Here is a 20,861-nt window from a genome sequence, read left to right as displayed (position 1 = left end):
TTCTTTTGAATAAAAAATTAAAAAAAATAGCAAAAAAAATAGATTATTATTCTGATAACGTTTTCGTAAAACATATTATTGATTGATTCATGTCGTTGGTTTAAGGTTTCGTGTTGTTTGTATAAATAGTTTTATTTATGATAATTTTAACAATAAATTTATCGCTTAACCAACAAAACCATGAGAATATGAAACAAATTATGTTAATCTTTATGATTGCATTTACAGCGCAGGTTTCGCTTGCACAGGTAAAAACAGTCAAAGGTTTAGTGAGCGATCCAAACGGATTGCCGCTCCCAGGAGTAACCGTTATTGTTCAGGGCGGAAAAATTGCTTCCCAATCTGATTATGACGGAAAATATACGATACAAGCATCGACAGGGGATGTACTTGTATTTTCGTATATCGGAGTTAAAACTAAAGCAGTAACAGTGGCTTCTTCAGCTACAATAAATGTTGTGTTGACTGAGGATACACAAAATTTAAATGAAGTTGTTGTTACAGCATTAGGGATTAAGAGACAAAAGAAAGAGCTGGGTTATGCCGTTCAGGATGTTAAAGGCGAGCAGTTAAACAAAGTGATTACAACCAATGTAACAACTGCGCTTTCTGGTAGAATTGCCGGAGTAGATGTTTCGATACCAGCTACAGGAGTTGCAGGGAGTACAAGAGTTATTATTAGAGGTATTTCAAGTATTGGCGAGAGTAACCAACCGCTATATATTGTAGATGGTATTCCTATTGATAATTCTGGTTTAAGCAATGATCAGGCCGCAACGAGTAAATGGTTTGACGGACGTGATAACGGAGATGGAATTTCGGGTATTAACCCAAATAATATTGAAAGTTTGACTGTGCTAAAAGGAGCGGCTGCGGCAGCTTTATATGGTTCGCGAGCTTTAAATGGTGTAATTTTAATTACAACTAAAAAAGGAAGTAAAGGAAGAATTCAGGTTGAATTAACCAGTGGCGTGAGTTTCGACCGAGTTAATGCGAATTACAAAGATTATCAAACTGAATATGGTACGGGATCAAACGGAGTATTACCAGATCCTATAAAAGCACCTACAGAAATTTATGGATATACTACAAATGCTTGGGGACCTAAGTTTTCTGAAACAGTAGGGCAACAAGTAAAAATATTTGATGGTTCTATGAAACCTTATGCAAGAGTTAAAAATAATATTCAAGACTTTTTTGGAACTGGATTTACAACATCAAATGGAGTAGCGGTATCTGGAGGAGCTGAAAACGCTTTTGTAAGATTTGGATTCAATAATTTGAAAAATGATGACGTAATTCCAAATTCAGGTTTAGAAAGAAACGATGCAAGTTTAAACGCAACTTTAAAATCGGATAAATTTAAATTAGATGCCAATGTAAATTACATTGCAGAAAATACTAATAATAGACCAGGTTTAGGAGATTCACCTAATAACGTTGGATATTCTTTAAGTGGATTGGCTCCAAACTTTGATCAGGCTTGGTTGAAAAATTATAAAAACGACGAAACGGGTCAGATTTATCCTTGGAACAATAATGTTTATCAACTGAATCCTTATTTTACTACAGAAGCAAATCATAACTCTTCTTTAAAAAATCGTTTTATTGGAAACGTTGCCGGAACGTATCAATTTAAAAATTGGGTAGCATTAACATTTAGAACAGGTTTAGATACTTATGCTTTTAGCTCTAAAGATTTTATGGCAGCAGGAAGTACTTGGCCAGGAAGAGACGAAGGATACCTTGGGTTAAACAATATCAATGTGTCTGAAATGAATACTGATTTGATTGCTACTTTTAGTGAAATTAAATTGGCTAATAACTTTACGTTTTCAGGAATTTTAGGAGTAAACAGAAGAGACTTTAGCAGAGATCAAAATTCAAGATTTGGAACAAAAATTATTGAACCGGGTACAGAGTACATTAGTAATTTTGTTAACCAGACAGAAAATGCACCTGTAGTAACAAAAACAAGAACAAATTCAGTTTATGGTTCTGCAAAGTTTGATTATAAAGGATATTTATATGCTGAATTTACAGGTAGAAATGACTGGTTTAGTGTAATTAATAAAGATGCTTTTTATCCTGCAGCTTCGTTAGGATTTGTATTCTCGGATGCATTTGGTATAAAAAGCGATGCATTTTCATATGGTAAATTTAGAGCTTCTATAGCGCGAGTTTCAAATGCGCCGGGAGCTTACAAAAATGCCTTGAACTACACCACTTTTGCTTCTTATAATGGTCAGAGTGTTGTAAATATTAAAAATAGTGCAGCTCCAAATCCTAATTTAACCTATCAGTCAAAAACAGGAGTTGAGTTTGGATTTGAAACAGCTTTCTTTAAAAATAGATTAAAAGCGGATATTACAGTATATCGCGAAGATACATCAGATCAAACGCTAGATTTACCTTCATCTGCAACATCTGGATATGAGTACATTTCAGTAAACGCAGGAGAATTAAGAAACGAAGGTATCGAGATATTTTTATCAGGAACACCAATAAAAACTAATAATTTCGAATGGGGAATTGATTTAAACTTCTCAAAAAACAAAAACTCAATTCTTTCTTTGCATCCGGATATTTCTACTTACACAATATCTGAAGCTCGTTGGGCTGGAGCTGCTATCGTAGCACAAGTTGGTGGTCAATACGGAACTATAATGGGTAGAGATTTCTTAAGAAATGAAGCAGGAGAAAAAGTAGTTGCTGCAAATGGTTTACCATTATTTACAGATGAAAAAGTAGCACTAGGAAAAGGACTTCCGGATTGGGCTGCTGGTTTAACCAATAGATTTAGCTATAAAGGTATTACACTGCAATTTTTAATTGATATGAAATTTGGAATGGATGTGTATTCTATGACCAATTCGCTTGCAGCAACAAAAGGACTTTTAGATGTTACTACAGAAGGTAGAGATGCATACAATCATGCAAGAGCGCAAGCAGTTGCCAATGATCCTAACTTTAGTCAGTCAACATGGGTACCAACCGCAGGTTATGTAGCAGAAGGTGTGGTAAACAAAGGAACAGATGCAAATCCAAATTATGTAAAAAACACTACACCAGTTAATCCTCAGGATTATTGGAATACTGTTTTTAATAATACACCAGCGCCGTTTGTTTACGATGCTTCATACGTAAAATTAAGAGAGGTTAGTTTAGGTTACACGATACCAAAAAGTGTTTTTGCAGGATCAAAAGTTAATTCAATTTATATCTCGGCATTTGCAAGAAATTTATTGACTTTTAATAAAGATCTGCCAAATGTTGATCCGGAGTCAATGTACACTTCTGGAAACGGACAAGGATTCGAATATGGTTCATTACCATTTAGAAGATCGTATGGTTTTAATATTAAAGTGACATTCTAAAAAAAGAAATTATGAAATTTAAACAGATAATAATAGCCATACTCGCATTGTTTACTGCAGTAGGCTGTACCGAAAATTTTGATGAACTGGAAAAAGATCCAGTTGCATTGTCTGCAAATCCAGCCGGACAACTAACGTTTACCCAATTGTGTATGTCGGGTGACGGATTTTACCAATGGAGAACCAACTTAATTTACTCTGGAGGTTTTGTACAGCATTATGCAGGGGCATGGAACGTAACTGAATTTGGAAGCAAATTTAAAAAAGACGATGGATATGCAACCGCTCTTTGGAGAAATGGATACTCAAACGAATTAAAAAATGTAGTAGATATTCTCGAAAAAACAAAAGACGATCCTAAAGCTGTAAATATGAATGCGGTTGCTAAAATTATGAGAGTAATGGTAGCGCAACGTATTACAGATATTTATGGAGATATTCCATATTCTGAAGCTGGATTAGGATTCTCAAAAGGAATTGTAACACCTAAGTATGACAAACAAGAAGATATTTATACTTCATTTTTTAAAGATTTAGATGATGCATATAATCAATTAAATGCAAGTGGAGGACCGATAAAAGGAGATTTATTTTATGGTGGAGAAATCATTCAATGGAAAAAACTGGCTAATACATTACGTCTTCGTTTAGGAATGAGAATTTCTGAAGTAAAACCTGCCGAGGCTGAAAAACAAGTAAAAGCAGCTTTACAAAATGGTGTTTTCGAAAATAATCGTGATAATTGTGTCATGAAACATTTGGATGCAACCTTTAATGATGATCCGGCTTCGATAGATTTTAGAGGAAATGGTTTGGCTTATGCTCTTGTAGGTAATGAAAACGGAGATCACTTTAGTACTTTGGTTATTGACTTTTTAAAAAATAACGGAGATCCAAGATTAACGATGTATGCAACACCTAAAACTACGAGTGGTCTTGCGTGGGGAGTACCGCCGCAACCTGGCGAGTCATTGTATGAAGGAGTTAAGCCAGGACTTTTTCAATGGGAAGTTCCAATGGGAGCAAGTTCAACATCAGGAATACAGGCTTATTTTAAGCAAAAAACAACACCGTTTTTGCATGTAAGTTATTCAGAAACACAATTATTGCTTGCAGAGGCAGCTTTTAGAGGTTGGATTCCGGGTTCGGCAGCAGATTACTATAAAAAAGGAGTTGAAGCAGGGATAAAACAATTAGAAATTTATGGTGCTACACCAGCAACTCAAACGGCAATCAATACTTATTTAACAGCTAAGCCATTAGTTGCAGGAAAAGAAAAAGAACAAATTGCAACACAGCTTTGGATCACTTATATCTTTAATAGTATAGAGGCATATTCAAACTGGAGAAGAACAGGTTTTCCTAAGCTAATTCCAATAACAAACCCAGATTCTGAAACAGGAGGAGTTACACCAACACGTTTGTATTATCCAAATGATGAGATGCAAAAAAATGAAACCAATTACTTAGAAGCTCTATCTAGAATGGGAGGTAAAAATGACTGGTTAAATAAAGTTTGGTGGGATAAAAACTAAAACATAATTACAAAAATAAAGTCATGCCTAATAGGGTATTATTTTCATTCTAATTAAAATTAAAAACAACAAGTTTAAATTAAAAATTATGATAAAAAATAAAGCCTTATTAGGCATCCTTTTTTTTATAAGTTCTCTTTTTTCTGCCTATAGTTGTTCAAACGAAAAAGAGACAAATTCAGAAAACTCAAAAACCAAAACGGCCAGAGTCGTTGGTTATTTATCGACGGATAATTTTAGCAAAATGAATTCAATTCAGTTTTGCAAATTGACACACCTTAATTTAGCATTTGCAAATCCGGACAAAAATGGCAATCTAGTTTTTAACGGAGATATTGATGGGCTTATTAAATATGTCAAATCGGTCAATCCTAATATTATAATATGCATTTCTGTCGCAGGCGGAGTTATCTCGGATGAACAGGCAAAAAATTGGTCTTACTTAATTGATAAACCTGAAAACAGACCCGCTTTCATTCAAAACATTATAAATTTTGTAGAGTTGCATCATTTAGATGGAGTAGATGTTGATCTAGAATGGAATGCAGTAACTACGGGTTATAGTGGTTTTGTTATTGAGTTAAAAAAGAGTCTTGCTGAACATAAAAAAATAATGACAGCAGCGTTACCCAATAATACAAGATTCGAAAATATAAATGCAGAAGCGTTAAATGCTTTCGATTTTTTGAATATTATGGCTTATGACAGCACTGGTCCCTGGACTCCAAATAAACCAGGACAACACAGTTCTTTCGATTTTGCAAAAGAGGGAATTGATTTTTGGCATAAACTTCAAAATGTTCCCAATGACAAACTTACCCTTGGTGTGCCTTTTTATGGGTATAATTTTACTTATCCAGAGGTAACCAGTTCTACTTTTGGTCAAATTGTAGAAGCAGGAACTCAATTTGCAGAAAAAGACGAATTAGGAAAAATTTACTATAACGGAAGAGTCACCATTGCGCAAAAAGTTGAATATGCTTCTCAAAATACAGGAGGAATAATGATCTGGGAATTAGCTCAGGATTCTTTCGATGAATATTCCTTATTAGAAGTCATTCATAAAAAATATACAACCTTAAAAGTCAAGACCACAGGATTATGTGGGAATTAAAATTGTAAGAAATCAATTTTAATAGAATAATCTAAAATAAAAAAATAAACAAGATTAAACTTATTTTTTGAACTGTGTTTATTATTGTTTTAGAGCTAAAACCCTTAAAAAGTATCTTAAATAGCACATTATTAGGTTTTTATTGTAAATGAGTTTTTTTTAATAAATAGGCATATTTACTAAGTTAAACACTAATTTATATACAAAAAATAAGAATATATTGATATTGAAAACGTTTTCGTGAAACGGATTATTGATTGATTTATGTCGTTCGTTTAAAATTTAAAGCTGTTTGTATAAATTATTTTTTTTAACAATCCCTTAAGAATAAATTTACACCATAACTAACAAAATAAATAAACATGAAAAAAATTTTCTTAATCTTTATGATTGTTTTTACGGCGCAAGTTTCGCTTGCTCAGGTGAAAAGTGTCAAGGGTGTGATTACGGATTCTGATGGGATGCCATTACCAGGGGCATCTGTTGCTGTACAAGGAGGTCAAAAAGGTTCTACTACCGATTTTGATGGTCTTTACACAATTGAGGTACAAAAAGGGCAAACTTTAGTTTTTAGCTATGTTGGTCTTGAAACACAAAGTATAGTTGTAGGTGATGCTACTACAATTAACGTAAAAATGATTACTGCAGCAACTAATGCACTTTCTGAAGTAGTTGTAACATCATTAGGTATCAAAAAATCAAAAAAATCTTTGACTTATGCAGCTCAAGAACTTAAAGGAGAAGAATTAACGAGAGTAAAAGATGCTAACGTTATAAATACAATTGCGGGTAAAATTGCCGGTGTTGCTGTAACAAAAAGTTCTGCTGGAACTGGTGGATCTACTAAAGTACTTATTCGTGGTAACTCTTCTATTATGAATAGCCAACCACTTTATGTTATTGATGGTATTCCTTTGTATAACGGAAGTTCAAATCAGCCAAACGATTCTTTTGGTAGTACTGCCGGAGGTAACCGTGATGGAGGAGATACAGTTTCTTTAATTAATCCAGATGATTACGAAGGAATGACAGTACTTAAAGGTGCGGCGGCTTCTGTATTATACGGATCACAAGGAGCAAACGGAGTTATCTTACTTTCGTCTAAGAAAAACAAAGAAAATAGAAGTAACCTAGCTGTATCTTCAGTTACTACTTTTGAATCTGTACATTCTTTGCCAAAATTCCAGACTGAATATGGAACTCCAAATGCACAATTTTCTTGGGGAGGAAAAGTTTCATCAACTGATTTTGCAAAAGACTTTTTTAACACAGGAGTTACACAAATTACTTCTGCAGCGTTTACAACAGGAACAGATGTAGCTACTACAAGTTTATCTTATGCAAATACATCTTCTTCAGGAATTATTGAAGGTAACGGATTAAAGAAAAATAACTTTGGAATTCGTCAAACAGCAAAATTCTTTGATAATAGATTAACAGTTTCTGCTGATGCAAAATATACAAGTCAAACTATTGATAACAGACCAGTAAACGGACTTTATTCAAATCCTCTAACAGGTGTATATTTGTTTCAAAGAGCAAATGATTTTAACTTTTACAAAGATAATTACGAAACATTTATTCCTTCTAGAAACTTATATGGTCAAAATTTCTATACACCATTGGATGCTGATATTTATGTTCAGAATCCTTATTGGTTAATTAACAGAAACAAATCTATTGACAAAGACAATTTCTTTAACGGAAATATAGCTTTAGATTTTAAAGCAAATAACTGGTTAAGTATTTCTGCCAGATATAGTTATAATAGAATTGAAAACGATTTTGATAAAAGAATTTATGCTACAACAAATAATTCTTTGTCAGGTGTCAATGGTAGATATATTAATGTAGCGACATTAAGTACTCAGCGTTATGGAGATTTAATCGCTAAAATTAATACTAACTTCAACGAAAACTTTAGCTTTAATGCTATTGTAGGTACAAGTATCAACAATACATTATCAAATCACGCTACGACTTTAGATTCTGGTATTACTCCGGGACTTATTAATGCGAACTTATTTACTTTAGGAAATTTTGGAAGTAACAAAGGAGTAGATAACTTAAATTTACAAGCTACAGGTTCTGCAAGAGAAGTACAGTCAGTATTCGCTTCAGCTACTTTTGGATACAAAAACATGTTATATTTAGATGTTACAGGACGTAACGACTGGTCATCTACTTTAGTAAATACTAGTACACCATCATACTTTTATCCATCTGTAGGAGCAACAGCTATTATTAGCGAAATGGCAACTATGCCAGACTGGATTAGCTTTGGAAAAGTGAGAGCTACATATGCGCAAGTTGGTAACGACGTTTCAGCTTTTGTAACTTCTCCAAAATCAACTGTTCAAGGTGGTGTAATTATCCCTCCTACAGTAGGGCCAAGACCAGGAGAAACTTTAAAACCAGAATTAAAATCAGAATATGAATTTGGTACTGAGTGGAGAATGTTTAACAACAGATTAGGATTTGAAGTTTCATACTACAACTCAGAAACTAAAAATCAATATATTCAAGTTCCAGCCCCTGCAACAAACCCTTTTGGTTATATAAACTACGGAATTAATGCAGGTAGTATTGAAAACCATGGTATAGAGCTTGTTCTTACAGGAAAAGTTATCGCTGGAGAAAAGTTTTCATGGGATACTACAATAAACTATTCTCAAAATAAAAACAAGGTTAAAGAAATTCCAGAAGAATTAGGAGGTACAATTCCATTAACTCCTGTAAATAATATCAACTACAGATATGCATTAACGGAAGGAAGACCATTTGGAGTTATTGAAGGAAAAGGTATTGTTAAAAACGATAAAGGAGAAATTCTTTTAGACGACAAAGGAAATTTAGCAGTTGAAGGAGCATTTCGCGAAGTTGGTAATGCAAACCCTGACTTTATGTTAGGTTGGTCAAACACATTTAAATTTGGTGCTTTTACAGCTAACTTCTTAGTTGACGGTCGTTTTGGTGGAGATGTAATGAGTATTACAGAGTCTATGAATGATTTTTACGGAGTATCAAAAAGAACCGGAGATGCAAGAAATGCAGGTGGTGTGCCAATAAATGCAGTTATGCCAAATGGTACAAAAGTAACTACAATGGATGCTCAACAATATTACAGTGCAGTTGGTGGTCTTAATGGTGCAACAGCTGAATATGTTTACAATGCAACAAACGTAAGTTTAAGAGAAGTTTCACTTGGTTATACATTCAATAAAAAAACATTACCATTTGTTAATACAGCAACTTTATCATTAATCGCAAGAAATTTATTCTTCTTTTATAAAGATGCACCTTTCGATCCAAACATTGCTTTAAGTACAGGTCAAGGTTTACAAGGAGTTGATATTTATGGTTTACCATCAACAAGAAGTATTGGTCTTAATTTAAATGTAACTTTCTAATTTAAAATATCATGAAAACAAATAATATAAAAAAATCATTAATCTGTTTCGGTCTTTTAGCCTTAGTTGGTTGTACAGATAACTTCGATGAGATTAATAGTAATCCTGATGCTTTTACCCAAGAGGAAATAACACAGGACTTTAACCATATATTAGGGCCTTTTAAAAATATGTTCGAGAATGTAATGGTAAATACTCCGGGATGGAAGTATCAAATTGCCATTGATTTATCTGGAAATACTTGGGGAGGTTATTCGACTGCGCCAGGTTTTGATGGAGCAAATAACCTTTCTTATGCACTTACTGATAAGTGGAATGGAGCAGGTTGGGAAGCTGCCTATGCGCAAGTGATGTCAAATTTCTTAAAAGTTGAAAAAGAATCTAAAGGAAAATATGACCAGTTTTATGCTCTTGCAACAATTATTAAAGTAGAAACTTTACATAAAGTAGCCGATGCTTGGGGACCAATTGTTTATTCTCAATTAGGTACTACAAATGCAGCAATCGGATACGATTCGCAACAAGAAGTTTACGGATTAATGTTTAAAGATCTAGACTTTGCAGTAACCGAATTAACAAAAAGAATTGATGCCAAAGAGCCAAGCTCATTTGTAAATACAGACCGTTCAACCTATTTAGGAGATTACGAAAAATGGGTAAGATATGCAAATTCATTGCGTTTAAGATTAGCAATGCGTATTGTAAAAGTAAATCCAGCATTGGCTAAATCAGAAGCAGAAAAAGCTATTAGCCAAAAGTTTGGTGTAATGACAGCTGCATCAGATACTTTTATGGTAGTTAAAGATGTTACACAACATCCACTTAGAGTTGCTTCTTATGAGTATAATGACAGCCGTATGTCTGCAGATATGGAGTCTATCATGGGCGGATACAATGATCCTAGAATGAAAGTGTACTTTGCAACATCAGAACAATATCCTGGAGAGTACAAAGGAATTCGTACGGGTGGAATCTTAGGAGACAAAACCTTACACATGAAATTTTCTAATTTCGGAAAAGTAATTAAGGACGACAAACAAGTAGTTTGGATGAATGCTGCCGAAGTTTACTTCTTAAGAGCTGAAGGAGCTTTAAGAGGTTGGAACATGGGTGGAGATGCCGAAACATTATACAAAGCAGGTATTGCAGCATCTTTTGATCAACTTTCTATTGGAGGTGCTTCAGATTATATCGCAAACAATGTGAATACTGCTAAAAATTATGTAGATCCAATCGCTCCGTTTAATAGTGGTTTAGCAGTAAACAAAGTTACTGTTGCTTGGGATAATACTGCAACTAACGAAGTAAAATTGCAAAAAATCATCACACAAAAATGGATTGCAAACTTTCCTGATGGTCTAGAAGCTTGGTCTGATCACCGTAGAACAGGTTATCCTAAATTATTACCAATCCTTAACAACCAAAGTGGTGGTTTAATTACAACTGAGTTTGGTGTAAGAAGAATAAACTTTGTTCAAACTGAAAAAGATGGTAATCCTGAAGGTTTAAAAACAGGTATTGCTAAACTTGGCGGACCAGATAATGGTGGAACTAGAACTTGGTGGGATGTTAACGCACCTAATTTCTAATAATTGAGCAAGAATAAAAGAATTTAAGTTTGGTTAGTAAATGGTATAGGCAATGCAAATTGTTTATACCATTTCAAAACCAACTTTATAATTACTATAAAAAGAAAAGAAATGAAAAGTGCTTTAGAAATAAAACCTGATATCAGTTATAAAAGCGCGGGAAAATTTGAAGAAACCAGATTTGAGAAAATCCACAACGAAATCTTCAAAAATTCTACCGAAGCTTCTATAATCGTAGCGCAGGAAATTGCGCAGTTAATTAGATCTAAACAAGAGAAAAACAAGTCTTGTGTATTAGGTTTAGCCACAGGTTCTTCTCCTATAAAAGTATACGAAGAATTAGTGAGAATGCACAGAGAAGAAGGATTGAGTTTTAGCAACGTAATCACTTTTAATTTGGATGAATATTATCCAATGACAAAAGAGAACAATCAGAGCTATCATCATTTCATGCATCAGCATCTTTTTAATCACATTGACATCAATCCTGAGAATGTTAATATTCCTGACGGAACTGTACATATTGATGAATTAAATCAATATTGTATCGATTACGAAATGAATATTAAAAGTGCTGGAGGTTTAGATTTTCAGTTATTAGGAATTGGTCGTACAGGTCACGTAGGTTTTAATGAGCCAGGATCGCACATCAATTCAGGAACCAGAATTATTACATTAGATCATATTACAAGAGTAGATGCCTCGTCTGATTTTAACGGAATTGATAATGTGCCAAAAAGAGCCATTACAATGGGAGTTTCTACCATTTTAAGATCAAAGAGAATTGTATTAATGGCTTGGGGACAAAACAAAGCCGACATCATTAAAAGAACTATTCAGGGAGATATTAGTTCAGAAGTTCCTGCAACATTTTTACAAAATCATCCTAATGCAACTTTCGTTTTAGACCAATCTGCTGCATCTGAATTAACACGTTTTAAAACACCTTGGTTAGTTGGAGAATGCATTTGGAATCAAGAATTAAAAAGCAAAGCGATTGTTTGGTTGTGCCAAAAAACAAAACAATCTATTTTAAAATTAACCGACAGAGATTACAACAACAACGGAATGTCTGATCTTTTGGCACAAGAAGGTTCTGCTTACGATTTAAACATCAATATGTTTAACGTATTGCAGCATACCATCACAGGATGGCCGGGAGGAAAACCCAACACAGACGATTCGTTTCGTCCGGAAAGAGCCAATCCGGCAAAAAAACGAGTAATTCTTTTTAGTCCACATCCAGACGATGATGTGATTTCTATGGGAGGAACTTTTTCAAAATTGATAAAACAAGGACACGATGTACACGTAGTATATCAAACCTCTGGAAATATAGCCGTTACAGATGACGAAGCATTAAAGTTTGCCGAAGTTGCCAAAGATTTTGTTGGAGAAACTTCGACAGCATTAAATTTCAAATCCATAATAGAATTTTTAAACAATAAATCAGAAAATCAAATTGATTCCCTTGAAGTTCGAAAACTAAAAGGATTAATAAGACGAAGAGAGTCTTATGCAGCAACGAGATACATTGGTTTAAAGGACGAAAATACACATTTTCTTGATCTTCCATTTTACGAAACAGGCCAAGTAAAAAAGAATCCGTTAGGAGCCGAAGATATTGCTATCGTAAAAGATATAATTGCCAAAATAAAGCCACATCAAGTATTTGCCGCCGGAGATCTTGCAGATCCGCACGGAACACACGAAGTTTGTTTGAACGCAATTTTTGCTGCCATGAAACAATTAAAGCCAGAGAAATACATGGACGATTGTTGGTTGTGGTTGTACAGAGGTGCTTGGCAAGAATGGGATATTAATGAAATCGATATGGCCGTTCCGCTTTCTCCATCAGAAGTTTTATTGAAACGTCATGCAATCTTGTACCATCAGTCTCAAAAAGACCGAGTAATGTTTCAGGGAAATGACTCAAGAGAGTTCTGGGTAAGAGCCGAAGACCGAAATAAAAATACGGCCATTTTATACGATGAGTTAGGATTGGCAGAATACGAAGCAATCGAAGCATTTAAACGTTTCGATTATTAAAACTATTTTTTTAAGATTCGGTTGAGAGCGAATCAAATTACAAAATTCGGATTGACTTTATAGCGATTTGTGAGGGTTCAATAGAAGTCTTTCTGAGTTTTGTTTCTTTTATTTATTAATGTTATCCAAAAATAACATCTTTTCAAAAACAGTAAAAAATGAAATATTTATTAGTCCTACTATTGGCAGGTGTAACCTCAAGTGCTCAAATTAAAAAAGAGCAACTAAATCTTATGCCGTGGCCTCAAAACGTTGTTTTAAACGATGGTAATTTTGCTTTAAACAAAAATTTTAAAGTTAACATTACCGGAAATCCTAATCCTCGAATTTTTGGAGCAGTAACTCGTTTTTTACGTCGTTTAGATGGTAGAACAGGTATTTTTTTCGAACAAGGTTTTATTACAAAACTAAATGAAGTTCCAACTGCCGAATTGCAAATTAATTGTACCAAAAGCGGAAAAATTGGTTTGTATGAAGACGAAAGTTATCATTTAGATATCAAACAAAACAAAATTACAATAAATGCAACAAGCGATTTAGGAGCCTTACATGGCTTAGAAACGCTATTGCAAATGTTACAAAACAATAGCACATCATTTTATTTTCCAACATCGCAAATTTCAGATTTTCCAAGATTTACATGGAGAGGTTTAATGATCGATGTTTCAAGACATTTTCAGCCAGTTGACGTAATTAAAAGAAATCTTGATGCTTTGGCGGCAATGAAAATGAACGTTTTTCACTGGCATTTAGTAGATGATCAAGGTTGGAGAATCGAAATGAAAAAACATCCAAAACTAATCGAATTAGCTTCGGATGGAATGTACTACACACAAGAGGAAATTAAAAATATCGTTAAATACGCCGATGAGCGCGGTATTTTGGTAGTTCCGGAAATAGATGTTCCCGGTCACGGATCTGCAATATTAACAGCATATCCGGAAATTGGAAGTAAGGTAATTACTTTAACAGGTGGAACTTCCGAAAAAAATATTCAGGGTACGGCAATCGCTACCTATGGAATTGAAAGAAATGCGGGTATTTTTTCGCCAACATTAGATCCTTCAAATCCTAAAACATACCAGTTATTAAGTGAAATCTTTGATGAGGTTTGTCCATTATTCCCAGGCGCCTATTTTCATATCGGGGGAGACGAAAACGAAGGAAAAGACTGGGATTCAAACCCAAAAATTCAAGAATTCAAAAAGAAAAATAAGTTAGCAACCAATCATGAACTGCAAACTTACTTTACAATGCAATTAGTTCCAATGCTTAAAAAACATGGAAAACAATTAATGGGATGGGAAGAAATTTTGACCAAAAACATGTCAAAAGATGCTATCATTCATGCTTGGAGAGGAGCTAACGAAGGAGTTGTTGCAGGACAATCATTAGTAGATGCAGTAAAAAAAGGATATAAAACAGTTCAGTCAAATGGATTTTATGTTGACTTACTATACCCAGTTGAAAGTCATTATTTAAACGATCCAATGCCAAAAGGTGTTGAATTAACAGCAGAAGAAAAAGCAAGAGTTTTAGGGGGTGAAGCTACAATGTGGACGGAACTTGTTACACCAACAACGATAGATTCAAGACTTTGGCCAAGAACAGCAGCGATTGCAGAAAGACTTTGGTCTGCCGAAGACGTTACAGATATGGCAAGTATGCGAAAACGTCTTGAAACAGTTTCTTTTAGATTAGAAGAATTAGGATTAACACACATTCGCAATAAAGGAGTGATTTTAAGAAACATTGCAAACAACCAAAATACAGAATCACTTAATGAGTTTTCGAATGTTTGTGAGCCTCTAAAAGGATATAAAAGAAATATTGGAGGAACAGAATATCAAATGTATTCTCCGTTTACACTTTTTGCAGATGCTTGTACATCAGATTCTAAAGATTCATTGGCTTTTGATGAAGCAGTAAGTCAATATTTAGGAAATAAATCTCCTGAGAACAAAGCAAAAGTAGCAGCCTTTTTTAACAAATGGATTACGGTTTATAAAAACTTAGGCGAATTGAGTGTGAATGCGCCTTTGGTGCAACCCGTTTTACCTTTGGCTAAAAAGTTAAATGATGCATCGCAAGAATTATTATTGGTTTTAGATAATAAGTCAACATTAAAAACAGATGACCTGAAAAAACTGATAGAATTATGCGATTCAAAAGATCATGCCGATGTTGAGCTTGGCGTATATAAAAGCTTGAAAAAATTAATGTAAAAGTTTGGTTTGAATTAGTTTAGTAAGTTAAGTTGCCCTAATGTTTAGTAATTCTGTTATCTCTACTAGATATTTCTAGTAGAGATAATTAAGAAAAAAACTAAATTATTTTCAAACATTATAATATAGAAATAAAAGATTGGGACGGTTAAAATTGAGTTTGGTTATTTATTTTTTAATCTAAAATTTTATTTCAAATAATGTCTCAAATTTAGATGATTTGTTATTTGGTTTTCGTCTAAAGGAGAACATTACAAACCTGGTAATTTTATTGCCAGGTTTTTTTATGCTTAAATAATTTCATTCATTATTTAAGCTTCCAAATACGGATCTAAAGTTTCTGCAAGCTTATTAAGCCAGTAAAAATTGTCATCAACATTTTTTATTTCAGATTCTATAGTTTCGCATCCTCTCATAACCGATAACGAAAGTGCATTGTTTACTTCGCGTATCAACTTTGCCATCTCTTTACAATCGATATTATCAGTAAAAAAAACGTTTAATCTGGTTTTAACTTCATTTGAAAATCTCTCTGTAATCATTATCTTATAATTTTAAACAAATTTAAAAAGTAATTATTTAAAATAGGACACAAATTTGTATCATGATGCTCTTTATCTTGATATCAGAAATTTTTTTAATTTTTATTCTAATTGAAATCAGCTTATAATGTTACTAATTCTTGCAAAAAAACAAATCTGCTAAATCTGCGAGAAACCTTTTGCAGACTTTATGTAAATCCTCTAGAAACTTATCGGTTTAATTACAATCTTTGTCGAGCTACTTGAGAAGATAGCTCGTTCCTCGGGATGACAAGATTATGTATGTACTATAAAATCCGTGTAAATCTGCGTTTTCGCGATAGCGAATCCGTATCATCTGCGAGCCATTTCTTCACAATCAAACCCAAAATGCAAACTATTTTAAGTACTTTTGACTTCAGAATAATTGCATAAAACTTCATGAAGAAATCCATAATTATAATAACACTTTTATTTTTTACTTTTTCTTTTGGTCAAAATAAATTAGGAAATCCAGAAGTTAATCCCATTCAAATTCAAAAAACTTTTAAAGATTGGTCTACTTATCAGAAAGAAAATATTATGCTTTCCAGAGATTTTATGGCGCTAAATCTTCTTTCAAAACAAATTTCAAAAGAATCATTTTTAAATGAATTAGTAAACGGAAATTACATTCCAATTCGATTAAAATCTACCGATTCAATCTATTACTATAAGCTATTTAAAATTCAGCCAAAATCAGATACAAGTATTAAAGCAACCATAAATCAGGAAGCTTTTGATGCATTGAAAAATTTTGAGATGGAAGGAAAACCATTCCCTAAATTTTCTTTCAACGATTTAAACGGAAATTTAGTTTCAAACGAAACAATGAAAGGCAAAATTATCGTTATAAAATGTTGGTATATTCATTGTGCAGCCTGCATCAAAGAATTTCCCGAAGTCAATAAATTAGTTGAGAAGTACAAAGATCGCAAAGACATACTTTTTGTAAGTCTGGCCGAAGATACACCAGAACAATTAAAAGTGTTTTTAGTCAGAAAACCGCTTTCATATTCTGTAATTCCAAATATGAAAGAATACATGAACGAAGCCTTACAATTAAACGCTTTTCCAACACATTTTATCCTAAATAAAGAAGGTTCGATTGCTAAAGTTTTAAATAATTATCAAAGTTTAGAAGTTGCTTTAGAAAAAGAAAGTAAATTGTAAAAAGTTAGATGTAAGAAACCTGATGTTGCTGTTTTTGAGGGAAATGCGATGTTTTATTTCTCGCAATTTACATCTTACAAAGTCAAAAAAACTTAGAACCTTTGCACCTTTGCAACTCTGAACCTTTTTCCGTACTTTTGCACCAAATTAATTAAAAAGACATTCATGTTAACAGTCAATAATTTATCAGTTCAATTTGGCAAACGAATTTTGTTTGACGAAGTAAATACCACATTCACTCACGGAAATATTTACGGCGTTATTGGAGCCAATGGTGCTGGAAAATCTACATTTCTAAAAATCATTTCGGGCGATATCGACCCAACTTCTGGGCACATTCATTTGGAGCCAGGAAAACGTATGTCGGTTTTAAACCAAAATCACAACATGTTCGACGAACATACCGTTTTGGAAACCGTTTTGATGGGAAATAAAGTTTTGTATGCTGTTAAAAAAGAAATGGATGAACTTTATTTAGACTACAACGACAAAAACGCAGACAGAATTGGAGAGCTTCAGGTTCAGTTTGAAGAAATGAACGGATGGAACGCAGATTCTGATGCCGCATCGATGTTGTCTAACTTAGGAATCAACGAAGAGCATCATTATACTTTAATGGGCGATCTTGAGGGAAAAATTAAAGTTCGTGTGCTTTTGGCGCAAGCACTTTTTGGAAATCCTGATTTGCTTATTATGGATGAGCCTACCAACGATTTGGATTTCGAGACAATCGCTTGGTTAGAAAACTTCTTAGCAAATTATGAAAATACAGTAATCGTAGTATCTCACGACCGTCACTTTTTAGATTCGGTTTGTACACATATTTCTGATATCGATTTTGGAAAAATCAATCACTACTCAGGAAACTATACATTCTGGTACGAGTCTAGCCAATTGGCGGCAAAACAACGTGCACAGCAAAACAAAAAAGCAGAAGAAAAGAAACAGGAATTAGAAGAATTTATTCGTCGTTTTAGTGCGAACGTTGCAAAGTCTAAACAAGCAACATCTCGTAAAAAAATGATCTCTAAATTGAATATTTCAGATATCAAACCATCTAGCCGTCGTTATCCTGCAATTATTTTTGATCAGGATCGCGAAGCAGGAGATCAGATTTTGAATGTAGAAAATTTAGAAGCTTCTGTAGATGGAGATCTTTTGTTTAAAGGTGTAGATTTGAATATGGCAAAAGGCGACAAAATTGTTCTTTTCTCGAAAGATTCACGTGCTACAACAGCTTTCTACGAAATCTTAAACAACCAGCAAAAAGCAGATGCAGGAACTTTTGATTGGGGAATTACAACCAACCAAGCTTATTTACCTGCTGAAAATCATTCATTCTTCGAAAACGATTTGACTTTAGTCGATTGGTTGCGTCAATACGCAAAAACAGAAGAAGAGCGTGACGAAGTATTTATTAGAGGTTTCCTTGGGAAAATGATTTTCTCTGGAGAAGAAGCTTTAAAAACAAGCCGTGTATTATCAGGAGGAGAAAAAGTGCGTTGTATGCTTTCTAGAATGATGATGGAGCGTGCTAATATTTTGATGCTAGACGAACCAACGAATCACTTAGATTTGGAGTCTATTACAGCTTTTAACAACTCGTTGAAAAACTTTAAAGGTTCTGTAATTTTTACAACACATGACCACGAATTTGCGCAAACCGTTGGTAATAGAGTAGTAGAGCTTACACCAAACGGAGCAATCGATCGTTACATGACATTTGACGAGTATCTTGATGATGAAAAAGTTCAGGAATTGAGAACAAAAATGTATGCTAAATAAAACATAGCTTTCTATAAAAAAGAAATCCCGTTCATATTCGTGAACGGGATTTTTTTATGTCTATTTCTTGCCAAAGATTTTGGCGAATATAAAGATGATTATGGCAACAATAAAGATTACAATAAAAATCCCGAATCCCATTCCTGCTTTAAAAATGTCTCCAATAACTTCGCAACTTGTAAATGAAAATAGTATTACGAATACCATTAACAAACGTGTAATGTTCTTTTGCATGATTTTACTTTTTTAATTGTTTTAATAGAATTTAGTATTCTAATTGTGTTAGAATAAAATTACTTCAAACAGTAAAAAAAGATCTTATATAATTTTCAAGAAAAGTTTTATGATTTGGACTATTCAGTGACGAATTACTTATTTGTATAGACATTCTCTTTTGTATAGATAAGTTTCAGCGGAGTATACTTTTATAGCTAATTGATTGTTTATGTAGTTTTAGCTCTGGCGGACCGTTTTTTTTATTTATTAATTTCGATAAATCTAATCGGGGAGGATTTGTTTGACGGGCACGGAAAGAATTTCCGCGCTATCGTTACGTATGTCCAAGCGATCGGGTTTAAGCATCAATGTAATTTCGAAGAAATTATGTCTTTTTAGTTTGCTACTTTATTTAATTGTTTTTTAGAATAAATTTTAGATCCTTAATTTCATCAGTTTTAAATATTAAAGTTTCTTCGTTTTCTTTATCAAACAAGAATATATATTTTTTTGTTTCTCCAACATAAATTGTTTTTTTGCTTGTTTTAATTGTTTTTCCATTATAATAGAAACAAACTAATTTTGACTGTTTACTTTGGTATCTTAGTCTGTATCCATTCTCTATAGAAGTTGATATAGTTAATAAATTAAAAAGCAACAATATTTGAAGCCCAAAGTATATAATAAAAGAAAGTATAGAGTCTTTGTTTATAATTATTTTTAATACTGTTTTTTCTGCTATCCTATTTATTATAATAAGTACAAGAAATCCAATGGGGAAAATTAATCCAATGTAATTGGCGAAAATTATGTCTACGATTATAAAAAATATCAATAGGATAATTAAAATCCATCCTCCTCTAGATATTTTTTGTTTTGTTTTTTCTGTCCTATGCTTTAATGCTTCAAGATCTTTTTTATTATCATTAATCTCTTGGGTGATTTTTTCATCAACTAGGTAAATAATGAAAATTATTGATATCAATAATAAAATAATTAATATCGACTTATTGAAAAATAATAATAAGATTTCTGATATTTCTAAATAATTAATTATTTCAATGTCAAAGAAATAATAGTAAGATTCAAGATTTACATACCCAATTGTTGTGAGGATAATAAAAATCAAAGGAAAAGATTTTATAATTGAATCAAGTTTAGTTTGTATCATTTGGATTACAGTAATTTGGATTTTTAACTTTCCAATCTTTTAATAAATTTTCTCTTTGACTTGATGGAGCAAATGCTACATCGTGATAGCTTTTCATTTGATTTTGATTAAATAATAAAGATTTATCCATGTTCTTAAGAAATGAGAAGTATTCTAAGAGAGGTTTGAAATGACTACTTCCATGACTATGAAGACCATTATGAAAAATCATTTCTAATTCATAAGCAGAAAGGGTTGCTCTAAGAATTGAAGAATATTTAAATTTTTCTGTGTCTGGTATTTCTGCTGATTTAATAAATTTTAATATATGATAAAGAAAACGGTAATAATGATGCAGATCATGCTTATAAAAATCTTGAATTTTGTCATAATTATTTTTAATTTTAGTAATGTCTTTCTCATTATCGACTTTCTTTTTAAATTTCTTATATATCCAACGGAAGCACTCATAGCCAGTTGCTTTTACTTTTGTTGAATCTTTTGATCCTCTAATGTCCATTGAATCTACATTTCTTTTATGGATATCTAAAAGCCTAAAAAATGTGTCTTCAAATCTTTGTTGTCGTACATAATTTATTTGAATTTTATTTGCTTTATATTGTGTCCAAAATGCTATAAAAGTAAGATAAGCAGCAATTATAGCTATAATTGGACCTA

13 protein-coding genes are annotated in these 20,861 nt (G+C 32.9%); 9 read left to right on the top strand and 4 right to left on the bottom strand.

Features of this window, described 5'->3' with window-relative positions:
* Positions 1-188 precede the first annotated feature (188 nt).
* From IW18_RS13130 to IW18_RS13100, 7 genes are all read left to right on the top strand, one after another.
* The gene (locus IW18_RS13130) at positions 189-3,377 is read left to right on the top strand and encodes a SusC/RagA family TonB-linked outer membrane protein (RefSeq protein WP_160113204.1); all 3,189 of its coding nucleotides are present in this window, start codon (positions 189-191) and stop codon (positions 3,375-3,377) included.
* Between the two features lie 11 nt (positions 3,378-3,388).
* Positions 3,389-4,912, top strand: a complete 1,524-nt coding sequence (locus IW18_RS13125; protein WP_041518340.1) for a SusD/RagB family nutrient-binding outer membrane lipoprotein — start codon at positions 3,389-3,391, stop codon at positions 4,910-4,912.
* A gap of 88 nt (positions 4,913-5,000) precedes the next feature.
* Entirely contained in the window at positions 5,001-6,026 is a 1,026-nt protein-coding gene (locus tag IW18_RS13120) for a glycosyl hydrolase family 18 protein (protein WP_041518339.1), read from the top strand.
* A 362-nt stretch (positions 6,027-6,388) separates the two neighbouring features.
* Positions 6,389-9,436: a SusC/RagA family TonB-linked outer membrane protein gene (locus IW18_RS13115; RefSeq protein WP_041518338.1), complete on the top strand. Its 3,048-nt coding sequence runs from the start codon at positions 6,389-6,391 to the stop codon at positions 9,434-9,436.
* An 11-nt stretch (positions 9,437-9,447) separates the two neighbouring features.
* Positions 9,448-11,025, top strand: a complete 1,578-nt coding sequence (locus IW18_RS13110; RefSeq protein ID WP_041518337.1) for a RagB/SusD family nutrient uptake outer membrane protein — start codon at positions 9,448-9,450, stop codon at positions 11,023-11,025.
* A gap of 111 nt (positions 11,026-11,136) precedes the next feature.
* Positions 11,137-13,074, top strand: a complete 1,938-nt coding sequence (gene nagB, locus IW18_RS13105; protein ID WP_041518336.1) for a glucosamine-6-phosphate deaminase — start codon at positions 11,137-11,139, stop codon at positions 13,072-13,074.
* Between the two features lie 158 nt (positions 13,075-13,232).
* Positions 13,233-15,299 carry a beta-N-acetylhexosaminidase gene (locus IW18_RS13100; protein WP_041518335.1) on the top strand — a complete coding sequence of 689 codons (2,067 nt, stop codon included), beginning with the start codon at positions 13,233-13,235 and terminating at the stop codon, positions 15,297-15,299.
* A gap of 311 nt (positions 15,300-15,610) precedes the next feature.
* Here IW18_RS13100 and IW18_RS13095 read toward each other — a convergent pair whose 3' ends face one another.
* Positions 15,611-15,841, bottom strand: coding sequence for a hypothetical protein (locus IW18_RS13095; protein WP_041518334.1), 231 nt, complete (start codon positions 15,839-15,841; stop codon positions 15,611-15,613).
* Between the two features lie 420 nt (positions 15,842-16,261).
* On the opposite strand from IW18_RS13095, the gene IW18_RS13090 reads away from it, so the two are divergent.
* Positions 16,262-17,032 (top strand): TlpA family protein disulfide reductase, encoded by a 771-nt coding sequence (locus tag IW18_RS13090; protein WP_041518333.1) that lies wholly within the window; start codon positions 16,262-16,264, stop codon positions 17,030-17,032.
* Between the two features lie 165 nt (positions 17,033-17,197).
* Positions 17,198-18,817: an ABC-F family ATP-binding cassette domain-containing protein gene (locus IW18_RS13085; protein WP_041518332.1), complete on the top strand. Its 1,620-nt coding sequence runs from the start codon at positions 17,198-17,200 to the stop codon at positions 18,815-18,817.
* A 60-nt stretch (positions 18,818-18,877) separates the two neighbouring features.
* On the opposite strand, the gene IW18_RS23200 is transcribed toward IW18_RS13085, so the two are convergent.
* From IW18_RS23200 to IW18_RS13075, 3 genes are all read right to left on the bottom strand, one after another.
* Positions 18,878-19,051 carry a hypothetical protein gene (locus tag IW18_RS23200; RefSeq protein ID WP_165587334.1) on the bottom strand — a complete coding sequence of 58 codons (174 nt, stop codon included), beginning with the start codon at positions 19,049-19,051 and terminating at the stop codon, positions 18,878-18,880.
* 394 nt (positions 19,052-19,445) lie between these two features.
* On the bottom strand, positions 19,446-20,204 hold the full coding sequence (locus tag IW18_RS13080) for a hypothetical protein (protein WP_041518331.1): 759 nt from the start codon (positions 20,202-20,204) through the stop codon (positions 19,446-19,448).
* Positions 20,191-20,703: a putative phage abortive infection protein gene (locus IW18_RS13075; RefSeq protein WP_041518330.1), complete on the bottom strand. Its 513-nt coding sequence runs from the start codon at positions 20,701-20,703 to the stop codon at positions 20,191-20,193. The genes IW18_RS13080 and IW18_RS13075 overlap by 14 nt, the downstream gene beginning before the upstream one ends.
* Positions 20,704-20,861: the final 158 nt, after the last annotated feature.

The sequence above is a fragment of the Flavobacterium hibernum genome (assembly GCF_000832125.1).
Lineage (GTDB): Bacteria > Bacteroidota > Bacteroidia > Flavobacteriales > Flavobacteriaceae > Flavobacterium > Flavobacterium hibernum.
Note: the sequence above shows the minus strand (reverse complement) of the source record. Positions and strands in the feature narration are given on the sequence as shown.

Excerpts from the sequence above, each read along its gene's own strand:
- IW18_RS13130 (WP_160113204.1), top strand. The coding sequence starts at position 189 with ATGAAACAAATTATGTTAATCTTTATGATTGCATTTACAGCGCAGGTT.
- IW18_RS13125 (WP_041518340.1), top strand. The coding sequence starts at position 3,389 with ATGAAATTTAAACAGATAATAATAGCCATACTCGCATTGTTTACTGCA.
- IW18_RS13120 (WP_041518339.1), top strand. The coding sequence starts at position 5,001 with ATGATAAAAAATAAAGCCTTATTAGGCATCCTTTTTTTTATAAGTTCT.
- IW18_RS13115 (WP_041518338.1), top strand. The coding sequence starts at position 6,389 with ATGAAAAAAATTTTCTTAATCTTTATGATTGTTTTTACGGCGCAAGTT.
- IW18_RS13110 (WP_041518337.1), top strand. The coding sequence starts at position 9,448 with ATGAAAACAAATAATATAAAAAAATCATTAATCTGTTTCGGTCTTTTA.
- nagB (WP_041518336.1), top strand. The coding sequence starts at position 11,137 with ATGAAAAGTGCTTTAGAAATAAAACCTGATATCAGTTATAAAAGCGCG.
- IW18_RS13100 (WP_041518335.1), top strand. The coding sequence starts at position 13,233 with ATGAAATATTTATTAGTCCTACTATTGGCAGGTGTAACCTCAAGTGCT.
- IW18_RS13095 (WP_041518334.1), bottom strand. The coding sequence starts at position 15,841 with ATGATTACAGAGAGATTTTCAAATGAAGTTAAAACCAGATTAAACGTT.
- IW18_RS13090 (WP_041518333.1), top strand. The coding sequence starts at position 16,262 with ATGAAGAAATCCATAATTATAATAACACTTTTATTTTTTACTTTTTCT.
- IW18_RS13085 (WP_041518332.1), top strand. The coding sequence starts at position 17,198 with ATGTTAACAGTCAATAATTTATCAGTTCAATTTGGCAAACGAATTTTG.
- IW18_RS23200 (WP_165587334.1), bottom strand. The coding sequence starts at position 19,051 with ATGCAAAAGAACATTACACGTTTGTTAATGGTATTCGTAATACTATTT.
- IW18_RS13080 (WP_041518331.1), bottom strand. The coding sequence starts at position 20,204 with ATGATACAAACTAAACTTGATTCAATTATAAAATCTTTTCCTTTGATT.
- IW18_RS13075 (WP_041518330.1), bottom strand. The coding sequence starts at position 20,703 with ATGGACATTAGAGGATCAAAAGATTCAACAAAAGTAAAAGCAACTGGC.